Consider the following 12,462-nt stretch of genomic DNA (forward strand, 5'->3'; position numbering starts at 1 on the left):
GGTGCCGCCGGTGTACCGGGCCGGGGGTGAGGTGGTGCGTCGGCGAGGTGTGTCCCGGTGGCGCTGGAGGCCGCGTACGGCGTTCCGCCGATGCCCGAAAACCTACTCTGACCTGGGGATTTGTTGGATCCCGGCATACGATTGGCGGATGCGGAAGGGGGTCCGGATGGACCGGAACATACGCACCGTCGACGACGTACTCGCCCTGCTCGACGGGCTGTTCGCGCACGAGGCCGACCGGTGGACGGGCCGGGGTGCCGACTGGTGGGACGGCTTCTACGCCGACCGTTCCCGGCCGGTGCCGTTCTTCGTGGCGAAGCCGGACGAGAATCTGGTGAGTTGGGCGGAACGGGGACTGATCAGCGGCGGCCGCGCGCTGGAGCTGGGGTGCGGTCCGGGGCGCAACGCGCTGTACCTGGCGGCCCGGGGGTTCGAGGTGGACGCGGTCGACCTGTCTCCGGCGGCCGTCGACTGGGCCGGGGAGCGCGCCCGAGAGGCGGGGGTGGAGGGCGTCCGGTTCCACTGCGGTGACGCGTTCACGCTCGCCGGTACGGAACTCACCGGGCCGTACGACCTCGTCTACGACTCCGGCTGCTTCCACCATCTGCCTCCGCACCGGCGGATCAGCTATCTGGCGCTGCTGGAGAAGGTCCTGGCACCCGGCGGTCTGTTCGGCCTCACGTGCTTCGCCGCGGGTGCCGGGGGGATGGGGTCGGAGCTGTCCGACGCGGACTTCTACCGGGAGGCGGGCGGACTGCGGGGCGGGCTCGCGTACACGGCCGAGTCGGTGCGGGGGATCTTCTCGGGGCTCACCGAGGTCGAGCTACGACGGATGCGGGACGAGCCGGAGGAGTCGGGGTGCTTCGGGGAGGGCTTTCTGTGGACGGCGCTGTTCCGCGGGGCGGGGGCGCGGGGCTCACGGCCGGCCCTGGCTGCGGGCCTCGCGTAGGGCCTCCATCTCCCGGAACCTCGCTATCTGACACGACGTCAGGAGGCTTCACAAGTGTGCGGGCCTGGGCTATACAGAGGTCGCAGGACTGGAACGCGTTCCAGTTCGGCCCCAGACGGCCTCGGTGCGGCCGACGGTGCGGACGGCCGTGCCGAGGTCTCTTCCACGGCGCCGCCGAGGCCATTCCCACGGCGATCAGGAGCCCCATGCCCATCGACGCAGCCAAGGCGCTCGCCGCCGAACCCCGGACCGGCGAGATCACCTGGGACCACAAGGACGTGCAGCTCTACCACCTCGGCATCGGCGCGGGCACCCCCGCCACCGACCCCGACGAGCTGCGCTACACCCTGGAGTCCCGGCTGCACGTCCTGCCGAGCTTCGCCACCGTCGCGGGCGGCGGAAAGCCCGGGGTGACCGGCGGGCTGTCCATGCCCGGCATCGAGGTCGACCTCGCCCGCGTCCTGCACGGCGGCCAGAGCCTCGCCCTCCACCGGCCCCTCCCGGCGGCGGGCACCGCCACCGCGACCAACCGGATCGCCGCCGTGTACGACAAGGGCAAGGCGGCCGTCCTGGTGCTGCGTACCGAAGTCGGCGACGCCGACGGCCCGTTGTGGACCAACGACGCCCAGATCTTCATCCGCGGCGAGGGCGGCTGGGGCGGCGATCGCGGCCCCTCCGCCCGGCTCGATCCGCCCGCCGGTGAGCCGGAGCGGGTCGTCGAGCGGCACGTCCGCGAGGACCAGGCCCTCCTCTACCGTCTCTCCGGCGACTGGAACCCCCTGCACGCCGACCCCGAGTTCGCCAAGCTCGCCGGGTTCGAGCGGCCCATCCTGCACGGGCTGTGCACCTACGGGATCACGCTCAAGGCCGTCGTCGACACACTCCTCGACGGGGACGTGACCCGGGTGCGCGCCTACACCACCCGGTTCGCCGGGGTCGTGTACCCGGGGGAGACGCTGCGGATCCGCATGTGGCGGACGCGCGAGTCCACGAGGGTCGCCGTCAGCACCGTCGAGCGGGACGACGCGCCCGCCCTCGCCGACACCATCGTCGAACACACCTGAGTCCTTCGATTCCTTGAACGCACGCCGTACGAGGGGAGCCCGCACCATGCGCGCAGCCGTACTGCACGAGATCGGCCAGGACAAACTGGAGGTCCTCGACGACGTCGAGGCGGTGGGGTTCGGACCCGGCAAGGTGCGGATCAGGGTGCGCGCCACGGGGCTGTGCCACTCGGACCTGTCCGCGATGAGCGGGGTGCTGCCGCAGCCCGCGCCGTTCGTGCCCGGGCACGAGGGTGCGGGGGAGATCCTCGAAGTCGGCGAGGGCGTCGGCCACTTGAAGGCCGGCGACCGGGTCGTCGTGTGCTGGCTGCCCGCCTGCGGCGCCTGCCCCGCCTGCAAGCGCGGGCAGACCGAACTGTGCCTCGCCGGGTTCATGAACGCCGGCACGCCCAACTTCAAGCGCCCCGGCGGAGACGTCTTCGGTTTCGCCGGCACCGGCACCTTCACCGAGGAGGTCGTCGTCGACGCCGGCTGCGCGGTACCGATACCCGACGACGTGCCCTTCGACATCGCCGCCCTCATCGGCTGCGGCGTGACGACCGGACTGGGCGCCGCCCTCAACACGGCGGACCTGGAGGCCGGCTCGTCGGTGGCGGTCATCGGCTGCGGGGGCGTCGGCATCTCCGTGATCCAGGGCGCCCGGCTGCGGGGCGCCGCCGAGATCGTCGCCGTCGACCCCATCGCCTCGCGCCGCGAGAGCGCGCTCGAGTTCGGCGCCACCAGGGCCGTCTCCCCGGACGAACTGCCCGACGTCAAACAGCGGGTCACCGCCGGCGAGGGCTTCGACTACGTCTTCGAGGTCGTCGGCAAGTCGGCCACGGCACGGACCGCGTACGAGACCACCCGGCGCGGCGGCACCCTCGTCGTGGTCGGCGCCGGCGCCATGGACGACTTCCTCCAGCTCAACATGTTCGAGCTGTTCTTCGACGAGAAGCGGATCCTGCCGTCCATGTACGGCGGCGGAGACGTCCTGCGCTCCTACGAACGCACTATCGCCCTGTGGCGCGCCGGCCGGGTCGACCTGGCGGGCCTGATCACCCACCGGGTCCCCTTCGCCGACGTCAACGAGGCCCTGGATCAGATGCGGACGGGGACCGCCCTGCGTACGTGCATCGAGATGTGAGGACATCCATCATGCCGCTGCCTCTCCAGGGATTGTCCGCCGTCGTCACGGGCGCGGGCCGCGGGCTCGGCCGGGCCGAGGCGCTGGAACTCGCCCGGCTCGGTGCCGCCGTGGTCGTCAACGACTACGGGCAGCCGGGCCGCGACGGCAGCGGCGAGGCGTCCCCCGGGCCCGCCGAGGAGGTCGCCGCCGAGATCCGGTCGGCGGGCGGAGCCGCCCTCGCGCACACCGGTGACGTCTCCGACTTCCGGCAGGCGGGCGAGCTGGTCGAGGCGGCCGTCGCCGCGTTCGGCAGGCTCGACATCCTCGTCAACAACGCGGGCATCCTGCGCGACCGCATGGTGTTCTCGATGGCCGAGGAGGAGTGGGACGCCGTGCTCCGTGTGCACCTCAAGGGGCACTTCAACACCACCCGGTTCGCCGCCGCCCACTGGCGGGAGCGGTCCAAGCGGGCCGGGGAGCCGGTGTTCGGACGGATCGTGAACACCTCGTCGGAGGCCTTCCTCGCCGGTTCCGCCGGGCAGCCCAACTACGCGGCCGCCAAGGGCGGGATCGTCGGCCTCACCACCTCCACGGCCCTCGCCCTCGGCAAGTACGGCGTGACGGCCAACGCGATCTGCCCCCGCGCCCGCACCCGGATGACCGAGGATGTCTTCGCCGGCGTCGAACAGCCCTCCGGCAACGGCCTCGACCCGCTCGCCCCCGAGCATGTCGCCCCGCTCGTCGGCTATCTGGCCTCGCCCGCCGCCGCCCAGGTGAACGGGCAGCTCCTCGTGGTGCACGGCGGAATGGTCGCCGTCGTCGAACGGCCGCGGGTCGCCGCCAAGTTCGACAGCAAGCAGGACACCTTCACGTACGACGAACTGGACGCCGCCCTCGGGCCGTACTACGCGGACCGGCCGGCGGGGGAGACCTTCGCGGCGGCCGAGGTACTGGGACTGAAACGCGGCTGAGCGACGGGAAACGGAAACGGCCCCGCCCGTCATTCCCACGGGTGGGGCCGTTCACTGTCCGGTCACTGACGTTCCGTCAGGCCGCCGTCTCGGTCTGCTCGCTCTCCGCCACCGGCTTGCGGTGGCGGCCGCGCGGAGCCGACTCGCTGTCCCGCGTGGAGACCTCGCCACGGTGCCGGCCTGGGCCGGTGGAGGTCTCCTGGACGTCGGCGGTGTGCAGCTGGTTCGTGCTGGCGTCGCTCATCGGATGGAATTCACCCCGTCAACATGATCTTTCTTACAGCCGGGCGAGTGTAACCGGCACCCCTCACCCGTGATCCAGGCGGCCACGCCAACCGGCACTAGTTCGTTACAAGCCGTCCCAATGGCGCTTGCTGCAGCGGCACCGGGCGAGGTGTGGAGGGGGCCGGGGGTGCCGGCTCCGCTGCCGGTCCTGGTGCCGTTGCCGGTCCCGGTTCAGGGGGATGCCCCGGGGCGGCGGTCGTGCAGGCTGTCCGCCCGCCCGCCTCCCGCCCTGATTCCTCGCCGGGCTCCGGCACCGGCACCGCCGCCCCGGGCGGGCTCACCTGCGCCACGCCGCACGGCACGACCTCCGTCGCGTACGGCAGCCGCAGCACCCCCTCCGGTGTCCACAGGCCGGTGCCCGCCAACCACCCCTCGGGTGCCGGGAGATGATGCACCCGCCGCTCGGCCGGCCGCCAGACGGCGACCCAGCTGCCCGCCGGCCCGTCCACGCGCAGCGCCACCGCGCAGCTCTCCGGCGTCAGCACCTGCCCCGGCTGGATCGCGAACGGCGTGACCGCGCAGTCCCGCAGCCGCAGGCACTCCGGGAAGCGCACCGGCAGGGTGCTGCCCAGGACACCCCAGCCCAGCCGGTCCTGGCCCGGCGACGGCGCGTCCGAGCGGACGATCAGCAGCCCGCTGTCGTGATCGGCGAGGAGCAGCCGGTCGTCGCTGTCGGCGGCGATCTGCAGCAGCGGCGACACCTCGCCGCCGCGCTCCAGGTCCACCACGACGGTCTTGGTGGGCCCGCCGGTCTCCCGGTCCAGGGCCAGCAGCCGCCCGGCCGGGTCCAGCCAGACCCCGCCCGAGCAGCGGCCGGGCAGCTCGGCCAGCTGCCGGGGTCCGAAGGTCCCGCCCGCCACCAGCCACACCGCCGTGGAACGCCGGCCGACCGCCAGGGCATACGCCCGCTCCCCGCCGGGGGCGGGTGGCAGCAGCCGCAGCCGGGCGGCCGGGTCCGGGCACTCGATCGCGCCCAGGGGCAGCTCGCCGGTGCCGGGGCCGGTCGGGTACAGCAGGGAGAAGGCGTGCCGCCCGGCGACCAGGCGGTGGATGAGGACCCGCCCGTCGGTCATCGGCTGCACCTCGGTGCCCGGCTCCTCCGGCTGGTTGCGGGGCAGCGGCACCGCGTACGGCTCGGGGCCGTCCAGGGTCCAGCGCTCCGGGAACCAGGAGTCCCCGGCCGACGCCAGGCGTGCGGCGTAGGCACCGTCCGCGGAGAGGGCGCAGCCCGTCGGCTCCGCCCCGTCCCCGTCCTCGTGTCCCGCCGAAGGCTCGATCGCACAGGCAGTCATCGTTCGGTCACCTCCAGTGACGAACGTAGTTTTCGTGCCACAGGCGGGGAATCCGGGCGCTCCGGCTTCACACATAAGGGTGTTCCAGGAACGATTCGCCTGAGGAGAACGGCGCATTTGTGCTCGGCGGGGCGACTGGCGGCCGACGGGGCGGCGACGCGGCGACGGCACGAGCGGCGGTGTGGGTGGCGGTGCCGATGCCGGCACAGGCGGCGGCAGTGCCGGTGTCGGTTCAACGCCACAGATCAGGCGGGTAGCCTTGCTCCCGTGCCCCGTCTGTCTGAAGTCATCGCCGCGCTCGAGAACCTGTGGCCCGCCGAGCGGGCCGAGTCCTGGGACGCGGTCGGCACCGTCGTGGGCGACCCGGACCAGCAGGTCACCCGGGTCCTGTTCGCCGTCGACCCGGTCCAGGAGATCGTCGACGAGGCGGTGAAGCTGGGCGCCGACCTGCTCGTCACCCACCACCCGCTCTATCTGCGCGGCACGACGACCGTCGCGGCGACCCACTTCAAGGGCCGTGTCGTCCACACCCTCATCAAGAACGACATTGCGCTGCACGTCGCCCACACCAACGCCGACACCGCCGACCCGGGTGTCTCCGACGCCCTCGCGGGCGCCCTGGACCTGCGCGTCACCGGACCGCTCGTCCCGGACCCCACCGACCCCGAGGGCCGCCGGGGCCTCGGCCGCGTCTGCGCGCTGGACCACCCGATGGCCGTCCGCGAGTTCGTCGCCCGCGCCGCCGAGCGGCTGCCCGCCACCGCGCAGGGCATCCGCGTCGCCGGCGACCCCGAGGCGGTCGTCCGCACGGTCGCCGTCAGCGGCGGCTCCGGCGACAGCCTCTTCGACCACGTACGCGCGGCGGGCGTCGACGCCTTCCTCACGGCGGACCTGCGCCACCACCCCGTGTCGGAGGCCCGCGCCCACAGCCCCCTCGCGCTGCTCGACGCGGCGCACTGGGCCACCGAGTGGCCCTGGTGCGAGCTGGCCGCGAGCCAGCTCGACGAGATCTCCGACCGGCACGGATGGGACCTGCGGGTCCACGTCTCGAAGACGGTCACCGACCCCTGGACCGCGCACGCGGCCTCAACCACTTCTGACCCCCTGGGAGCCCCGAACTGAACGCCGCGCCCGCCGACCAGATCCGCCTCCTCGACGTCCAGAACCTCGACGTCCGCCTCCAGCAGCTCGCGCACAAGCGGAAGTCGCTGCCCGAGCACGCCGAGATCGAGTCGCTGACCAAGGACCTCGTCCAGCTGCGCGACCTGCTGGTGGCCGCGCAGACCGAGGAGAGCGACACCGCCCGCGAGCAGACCAAGGCCGAGCAGGACGTGGACCAGGTGCGTCAGCGCGCCACCCGCGACCAGCAGCGCCTGGACTCCGGTGCCGTCACCTCCCCCAAGGACCTGGAGAACCTCCAGCGCGAGATCGCCTCCCTCGCCAAGCGGCAGGGCGATCTGGAGGACGTCGTGCTGGAGGTCATGGAGCGCCGGGAGTCGGCGCAGGAGCGTACGGCCGAGCTGACCGAGCGGGTCTCCTCCGTCCAGTCGAAGATCGACGACGCGACCGCGCGCCGGGACGCGGCCTTCGAGGAGCTCGACGGCGAGGCCGCCACGGCGGTCAAGGAGCGCGAGGTCGTCGCCGGGTCGGTGCCCGCCGATCTGCTCAAGCTCTACGACCGGCTGCGCGAGCAGCAGGGCGGGGTCGGCGCGGCGAAGCTGTACGCACGCAGCTGCCAGGGCTGCCGGCAGGAGCTGGCCCTCACGGAGCTGGCCGATATCCGCAAGGCGGCGCCCGACACGGTGATCCGCTGCGAGAACTGCGGGCGCATCCTGGTGCGCACGTCCGAGTCGGGGCTGTAGTCCGGGCACTCCGGGTCTGCGGTCGGGTCTGTAAGAGGTGACAGGGGCGGTGGCCGTGCGGGAGTTCATCGTCGAGGCCGACGGCGGGTCGCGGGGCAACCCGGGGCCCGCGGGCTACGGGGCCGTGGTGAGCGACGCGGCGACGGGGGAGACCCTTCGGGAGGTCGCCGAGTACATCGGCGTCGCCACGAACAACGTCGCCGAGTATCGCGGCCTCCTCGCCGGCCTGCGCGCCGCCCATGAACTGGACCCGGAGGCCACGGTCCACGTCCGCATGGACTCCAAGCTCGTCATCGAGCAGATGTCGGGCCGCTGGAAGATCAAACACCCCGACATGAAGCCCCTGGCGGCGGAGGCGGCCCGGGTGTTCCCGCCGGGGCGGGTCACGTACGAGTGGATGCCGAGGGAACAGAACAAGCACGCGGACCGGTTGGCCAACGAGGCGATGGACGCGGGGGCCAGGGGAGAGCAGTGGTCGGAGCCGGCGTCGACGGCGGAGCTGGACGCAGCCCCTTCCGGGACCGCTGAAGCCACCGGGTCCGCCCCCGGGGACGCCACCGGGTCCGCTCACGGGGACGTCGACAGGTCCGCCCAGGGGGACGCCGACACCCGCGCCGCCAAGGCCGTCGCCACCCCTGGCTGGGCCCCCGCCGACATGGGCGCCCCCGCCACCTTCGTCCTCCTGCGCCACGGTGAGACCCCTCTCACCCCCCAGAAGCGCTTCTCCGGCAGCGGCGGAACCGACCCCTCCCTCTCCGACGCCGGCCGGGACCAGGCCGAACGGGCCGCCGCGATGCTGGCCCGGCGCGGCACGATCCAGGCGATCGTGTCGTCGCCCCTCGCCCGCACCCGGGAGACCGCCGGTATCGTCGCCGCCCGGCTCGGGCTGGACGTGAGTGTCGACGACGGGCTGCGCGAGACCGACTTCGGCGCCTGGGAGGGGCTCACCTTCGCCGAGGTGCGCGAGCGCCACCCCGACGACCTGAACGCCTGGCTGGCCTCCCCGGACGCCCAACCCACCGGCGGCGGCGAGAGCTTCGCGGCGACGGCCACCCGCCTCGCCGCCACCCGCGACCAACTGGTCGCGGCGTACGCGGGCCGCACGGTCCTGCTCGTCACCCACGTGACCCCGATCAAGACGCTCGTCCGGCTCGCCCTCGGCGCCCCGCCGGAGTCCCTGTTCCGTATGGAACTCTCGGCCGCGTCCCTGTCGGTGGTCGCGTACTACGCCGACGGCAACGCCAGCGTCCGCCTCCTCAACGACACGTCCCACCTGCGCTGAGCCCCGCCGCCGTACGGGCCAGCGCCTCGACACGCCCCCAGTCGCGGGCCGCGACCGCGTCCTGCGGAAGCATCCAGCTCCCGCCCACGCAGCCGACGTTGGGCAGCGCGAGATAGTCCGGAGCGGAGGCCGGACCGATTCCGCCCGTCGGGCAGAAGCGGGCCTGCGGCAGCGGCCCGGCGAGAGACTTCAGATACGCCGTACCGCCCGCGGCCTCGGCCGGGAAGAACTTCATCTCCCTTACCCCGCGCTCCAGCAGCGCCACCACCTCCGACGTGGTCGACACCCCCGGCAGGAACGGCACCCCGGACGCCCGCATCGCGTCCAGCAGCAGCTCCGTCCAACCGGGGCTGACCAGGAACCGGGCACCCGCCGCCACCGACTCCTCGACCTGCCCCGGGCTGATCACCGTCCCGGCACCGATCAGCGCCTCCGGCACCTGCCCCGCGATCTCCCGGATCGCCTCCAGGGCCGCGGGCGTCCGCAGCGTCACCTCGATCGCGGGCAGCCCCCCGGCGACCAGCGCCCGCGCCAGCGGTACGGCGTCGCCCGCGTCCTCGATGACGACGACAGGGATGACGGGCGCGAGGTCCAGCACGGAGGCGGGCAGGGAAGAGACCATGGCGGTATCCTGCCGCCCGCGCAACAACATGCGCAAAGCCCATTGCGCATGCTGCAACTCGCGATGCTGGGTGTGTCAGTGCACCTCGTCCACCAGCACATCCAGCGCCCACGCCTGCCCCGCCTTGGCCGGTGCCTCGGCCTCGACCACGTACCCGAGCTCCCGCAGGGCCGTGACCAGCTCGGCCGGGTCCTTCGGGTCGGCCCCGGCGGTGAGCAGGCCGCGCACGATCCGCCCCTTGGTCGCCTTGTTGAAGTGGCTGACGACCTTCCGCGTCGGCGCGTGCAGCACCCGTACCGACGCCGTCCGCCCGGCTACCTCGCCCTTCGGCTTCCAGGCGGCGGCGTACGCGGCGGACCGCAGATCCAGCACCAGCCCGTCCCCGGCCACCTCGGGAAGCACCGACGCCATCGGCGTACGCCAGTGCGCGCCCAGCGCCCCGAGCCCCGGCAGCTTCACCCCCATCGAGCACCGGTAGGACGGAATCCGGTCCGTCACCCGCACGGCACCCCACAACCCGGAGAACACGAGCAGCGACCGCGCCGCCCGCCGCTTGGCGGCGGCGTCCAGGGTCGCAAGCCCGAGGGCGTCGTAGAGCACACCGGTGTAGATCTCCCCGGCCGGCCGCGTCCCCGCCGTCCGCAGCTCCGCGTTCTTCGCGACCTCGCCCCGCAGCCCCTCGCTGAGCCCGAGCACCTCGCGCGCCTTGTCCGCGTCACCGGCGCACAGCTCGACCAGCTCGGTGAGGACGGCCTCCCGGGCGTCGGTCAGCCCCGGCAGCGACAGCGACTGGGGCTTCAGCGGGGCACCGCGGCCGGAAGAGGCCTTGCCTTCGGACGGCGGCAGCAGGACAAGCACGCGAACTCCTTCGATCGAACTCCGCCCGACAGCGTACGGGGAGCTCAGGCTGGGCTCAGACGCGCGCCCGGCCGAGGGCGCGGACGAGCCCGTCGGCGTCGTCGGCATGGAACCGGACCATCCGCACCGGGCGCCGACGCCCGAAGAAGGTGAGATGAGTGACGGGTTCCGTCAGCTCGACCGTGACGGTGGTCTGGGACCCCACCGCCACATTCAGCTCCCCGTCGGCCGGCTCATGCGTCATCCGCAGCTCGCGCCGCACCGAGGCGATCCGCTCCAGAGGCACCCGCAGATCGACATGGACGTACCGCCGGACCCGCAGCTCACCACCGTCCACATCCAGCACATGCGGACGTACGACGGACGAGGCGTGCAGCCCGACGACGAACACGACGCTGTACACGTCCACGAAGAGGAAGACGGCGTGCACGGTCGGCCAGTCCTTCAGCAGCACGGACATCGCGACCGTCTCGACGAGACACACGAACGCGAACCCGAACATCATCGCGCCCTGCCCCCGCGCGTACCCGAAAGCCTGACCACCCCGGGTCCCCTCCGTCCGCCGTGCCGTCCACAGCACGAGACTCACGAGCACACGCACCTCGTGCCGGACGAGCATCTGTACGATCCTCATCGCCGCTCCTCCGTGACGAGCCTCGCGAGCGCCCGCACCTCAGGCCGGAGCAGCAGCCACACGATCCTCATCGCCGCTCCTCGGCGAGCAGGCGCAGCGTCCGGCGGATCGCCTCCGCCTGGGCCGGTGCCAGGTCGTCGTAGAAGGCGCGCATGACACTGTCGTCGTGGTCGAGATCCCCGACCTCCGGGAACAGTCCCGGGGGAATGCAGTCGGCCAGAGCCCGGGCGGCCCCGTCGACATGCGGATCATCCGGCTCCGCCCCGGCGAGCGCGTCGAGCAGCGCGTACGCCTCATGGGCTCGCGCCACGGCCTCGGGATTCCCCAGGGCCTCACCCAACGCCGACACGAGCTGCTCCCGTGCCTCGTCCGGCATGGCCGTCTCCAGGAAGGCCATGATCTCGCGGTCCTTGGCGGCCATGGGAGAGTCCGCGAGCTGTTCCGACCCGGCGAACAGCGCGGCCAGCTCGGGCGATACCGGCCCCTCAGCCGGCAACCCACCCTCCGCCTCCAGCAGCGCCCGCAACCGCCCCCGCCGCTCCCGGATCGCCTCCTCCTGCCGCGCCAGATCCTCGTCCAGCTCGGTCAGTACCTCGACGAGGTCCTTCCCGGCCTCGTCCGCCAGCACATCCCGCACCTCGGCGAGCCCGAGCCCCAGCTCGGTCAGCCGCCGGATCCGCGCCAGCACGACGGCATGCCGCAACCCGTACTCCCGATACCCGTTCGCCCGCCGCTCCGGTTCGGGCAGCAGGCCCAGCTGGTGGTAGTGCCGCACAGCCCGCGTGGTGACGCCGACGGCGCCGGCGAGTTCTCCGATCCGCATGGGACCAGTGAAGACGTTGACGTTGCGGCAAGGTCAAGCGACACCATCGAGGGAATGGCTCCCCAACCCACGGACGTGACCTTCGCCGTGTCCCAGTCTGATCAGTGATCGTCGGAGGGGGGCATCACCGCTATGGCGCAGGACCCGTACACGCAGAAGCTGCTGCTGGACTGGTTCGTCGGACTGGACACCCCGGAGGGTTTCCGGGCGGAGCTGGTCGAGGGCGAATTCGTTCTTACATCGCTGCCGGACGGGCATCATGAGCACTGCATCAGTCGGATCGTGAGCCAGTTCTACCGGCGCTCCGAGTTCGATATTCAGTTCTCCGGGAACAAGGGCCTGAAGCTGGGGCACGCGGACGGCTATCCCCAGGACCATGTGATTCCGGACGGCACGATCGTCGCCCGCGCACCCCGGCTCTTCCAGGGTGCTCCCCCATGGATGCCCTGCGAAGGAGTCACCATGGCGCTGGAGGTGACCTTCACCAGGCCGGATATCGACCGCGTGGCCAAACGCCGTTGCTACGCCCGCGGTGGTATCCCGTTCTACCTGCTCGTCGACCGCGACGCTTCCTCGACCACCCTGTTCACCGAGCCGGAGAAGAACGACTACCGCCGGCTCTGCACCGCGGCCTTCGGTAGACCGCTCACTCTCCCGGAACCCTTCGCCTTCGACCTGGACACCACGGATCTCCTCTGATCCCCTGTGGGCGGGG

14 protein-coding genes are annotated in these 12,462 nt (G+C 72.5%); 8 read left to right on the forward strand and 6 right to left on the reverse strand.

Annotation, left to right across the window (positions count from 1 at the left end; all coding sequences use genetic code 11):
- Positions 1–166: 166 nt before the first annotated feature.
- The 4 genes from ACFZBT_RS18525 (at position 167) to ACFZBT_RS18540 (ending at position 4,089) form a co-directional block, all read left to right on the forward strand.
- Positions 167–949 carry a methyltransferase domain-containing protein gene (locus ACFZBT_RS18525; protein WP_391104530.1) on the forward strand — a complete coding sequence of 261 codons (783 nt, stop codon included), beginning with the start codon at positions 167–169 and terminating at the stop codon, positions 947–949.
- Between the two features lie 206 nt (positions 950–1,155).
- Positions 1,156–2,013, forward strand: coding sequence for a MaoC/PaaZ C-terminal domain-containing protein (locus ACFZBT_RS18530; RefSeq protein WP_391104533.1), 858 nt, complete (start codon positions 1,156–1,158; stop codon positions 2,011–2,013).
- Positions 2,014–2,059: 46 nt separating this feature from the next.
- A complete protein-coding gene (locus ACFZBT_RS18535; RefSeq protein WP_391104535.1) occupies positions 2,060–3,136 on the forward strand; it encodes an alcohol dehydrogenase catalytic domain-containing protein in 1,077 nt (358 codons plus the stop codon).
- Between the two features lie 11 nt (positions 3,137–3,147).
- Entirely contained in the window at positions 3,148–4,089 is a 942-nt protein-coding gene (locus ACFZBT_RS18540; protein ID WP_391104538.1) for a 3-oxoacyl-ACP reductase, read from the forward strand.
- Positions 4,090–4,165: 76 nt separating this feature from the next.
- Here ACFZBT_RS18540 and ACFZBT_RS18545 read toward each other — a convergent pair whose 3' ends face one another.
- Together ACFZBT_RS18545 and ACFZBT_RS18550 are read right to left on the reverse strand one after the other, a co-directional pair.
- Positions 4,166–4,333: a hypothetical protein gene (locus ACFZBT_RS18545; RefSeq protein ID WP_391104541.1), complete on the reverse strand. Its 168-nt coding sequence runs from the start codon at positions 4,331–4,333 to the stop codon at positions 4,166–4,168.
- A gap of 97 nt (positions 4,334–4,430) precedes the next feature.
- Complete coding sequence (locus tag ACFZBT_RS18550; RefSeq protein WP_391104543.1) at positions 4,431–5,666, reverse strand: hypothetical protein; 1,236 nt, start codon at positions 5,664–5,666, stop codon at positions 4,431–4,433.
- A gap of 267 nt (positions 5,667–5,933) precedes the next feature.
- On the opposite strand from ACFZBT_RS18550, the gene ACFZBT_RS18555 reads away from it, so the two are divergent.
- From ACFZBT_RS18555 to ACFZBT_RS18565, 3 genes are read left to right on the forward strand one after another with little or no spacing between them, the layout of a single operon-like run.
- The gene (locus tag ACFZBT_RS18555) at positions 5,934–6,788 is read left to right on the forward strand and encodes a Nif3-like dinuclear metal center hexameric protein (protein ID WP_391104546.1); all 855 of its coding nucleotides are present in this window, start codon (positions 5,934–5,936) and stop codon (positions 6,786–6,788) included.
- Positions 6,785–7,528 carry a C4-type zinc ribbon domain-containing protein gene (locus tag ACFZBT_RS18560; RefSeq protein ID WP_391104940.1) on the forward strand — a complete coding sequence of 248 codons (744 nt, stop codon included), beginning with the start codon at positions 6,785–6,787 and terminating at the stop codon, positions 7,526–7,528. Before ACFZBT_RS18555 ends, ACFZBT_RS18560 begins: the two co-directional genes overlap by 4 nt.
- 55 nt (positions 7,529–7,583) lie before the next feature.
- Complete coding sequence (locus ACFZBT_RS18565; protein WP_391104942.1) at positions 7,584–8,810, forward strand: bifunctional RNase H/acid phosphatase; 1,227 nt, start codon at positions 7,584–7,586, stop codon at positions 8,808–8,810.
- On the opposite strand, the gene ACFZBT_RS18570 is transcribed toward ACFZBT_RS18565, so the two are convergent.
- The 4 genes from ACFZBT_RS18570 to ACFZBT_RS18585 all read right to left on the reverse strand — a co-directional run bounded on the left by ACFZBT_RS18570 (position 8,785) and on the right by ACFZBT_RS18585 (position 11,747).
- The gene (locus ACFZBT_RS18570) at positions 8,785–9,432 is read right to left on the reverse strand and encodes a bifunctional 4-hydroxy-2-oxoglutarate aldolase/2-dehydro-3-deoxy-phosphogluconate aldolase (RefSeq protein WP_391104549.1); all 648 of its coding nucleotides are present in this window, start codon (positions 9,430–9,432) and stop codon (positions 8,785–8,787) included. The genes ACFZBT_RS18565 and ACFZBT_RS18570 overlap by 26 nt on opposite strands.
- A 75-nt stretch (positions 9,433–9,507) precedes the next feature.
- The gene (yaaA, locus tag ACFZBT_RS18575; RefSeq protein ID WP_391104551.1) at positions 9,508–10,290 is read right to left on the reverse strand and encodes a peroxide stress protein YaaA; all 783 of its coding nucleotides are present in this window, start codon (positions 10,288–10,290) and stop codon (positions 9,508–9,510) included.
- Positions 10,291–10,345: 55 nt separating this feature from the next.
- Positions 10,346–10,924 (reverse strand): hypothetical protein, encoded by a 579-nt coding sequence (locus ACFZBT_RS18580; RefSeq protein ID WP_391104553.1) that lies wholly within the window; start codon positions 10,922–10,924, stop codon positions 10,346–10,348.
- A gap of 67 nt (positions 10,925–10,991) precedes the next feature.
- Positions 10,992–11,747, reverse strand: a complete 756-nt coding sequence (locus tag ACFZBT_RS18585) for a MerR family transcriptional regulator (protein WP_391104555.1) — start codon at positions 11,745–11,747, stop codon at positions 10,992–10,994.
- 132 nt (positions 11,748–11,879) lie between these two features.
- Here ACFZBT_RS18585 and ACFZBT_RS18590 point away from each other — a divergent pair, with 132 nt between their 5' ends.
- Positions 11,880–12,446, forward strand: coding sequence for a Uma2 family endonuclease (locus ACFZBT_RS18590; protein ID WP_391104557.1), 567 nt, complete (start codon positions 11,880–11,882; stop codon positions 12,444–12,446).
- Positions 12,447–12,462 lie beyond the last annotated feature (16 nt).

Origin of the sequence: Streptomyces sp. NPDC008137 (assembly GCF_042957035.1) — a bacterium.
Taxonomy (GTDB): domain Bacteria; phylum Actinomycetota; class Actinomycetes; order Streptomycetales; family Streptomycetaceae; genus Streptomyces.

What these genes read in the sequence shown, in the direction of transcription:
- ACFZBT_RS18535 (WP_391104535.1), top strand. Translation starts at nt 2,060, where the DNA reads ATGCGCGCAGCCGTACTGCACGAGATCGGCCAGGACAAACTGGAGGTC.
- ACFZBT_RS18540 (WP_391104538.1), top strand. Translation starts at nt 3,148, where the DNA reads ATGCCGCTGCCTCTCCAGGGATTGTCCGCCGTCGTCACGGGCGCGGGC.
- ACFZBT_RS18585 (WP_391104555.1), bottom strand. Translation starts at nt 11,747, where the DNA reads ATGCGGATCGGAGAACTCGCCGGCGCCGTCGGCGTCACCACGCGGGCT.
- ACFZBT_RS18525 (WP_391104530.1), top strand. Translation starts at nt 167, where the DNA reads ATGGACCGGAACATACGCACCGTCGACGACGTACTCGCCCTGCTCGAC.
- ACFZBT_RS18580 (WP_391104553.1), bottom strand. Translation starts at nt 10,924, where the DNA reads ATGAGGATCGTACAGATGCTCGTCCGGCACGAGGTGCGTGTGCTCGTG.
- ACFZBT_RS18570 (WP_391104549.1), bottom strand. Translation starts at nt 9,432, where the DNA reads ATGGTCTCTTCCCTGCCCGCCTCCGTGCTGGACCTCGCGCCCGTCATC.
- ACFZBT_RS18545 (WP_391104541.1), bottom strand. Translation starts at nt 4,333, where the DNA reads ATGAGCGACGCCAGCACGAACCAGCTGCACACCGCCGACGTCCAGGAG.
- ACFZBT_RS18590 (WP_391104557.1), top strand. Translation starts at nt 11,880, where the DNA reads ATGGCGCAGGACCCGTACACGCAGAAGCTGCTGCTGGACTGGTTCGTC.
- ACFZBT_RS18530 (WP_391104533.1), top strand. Translation starts at nt 1,156, where the DNA reads ATGCCCATCGACGCAGCCAAGGCGCTCGCCGCCGAACCCCGGACCGGC.
- ACFZBT_RS18550 (WP_391104543.1), bottom strand. Translation starts at nt 5,666, where the DNA reads ATGACTGCCTGTGCGATCGAGCCTTCGGCGGGACACGAGGACGGGGAC.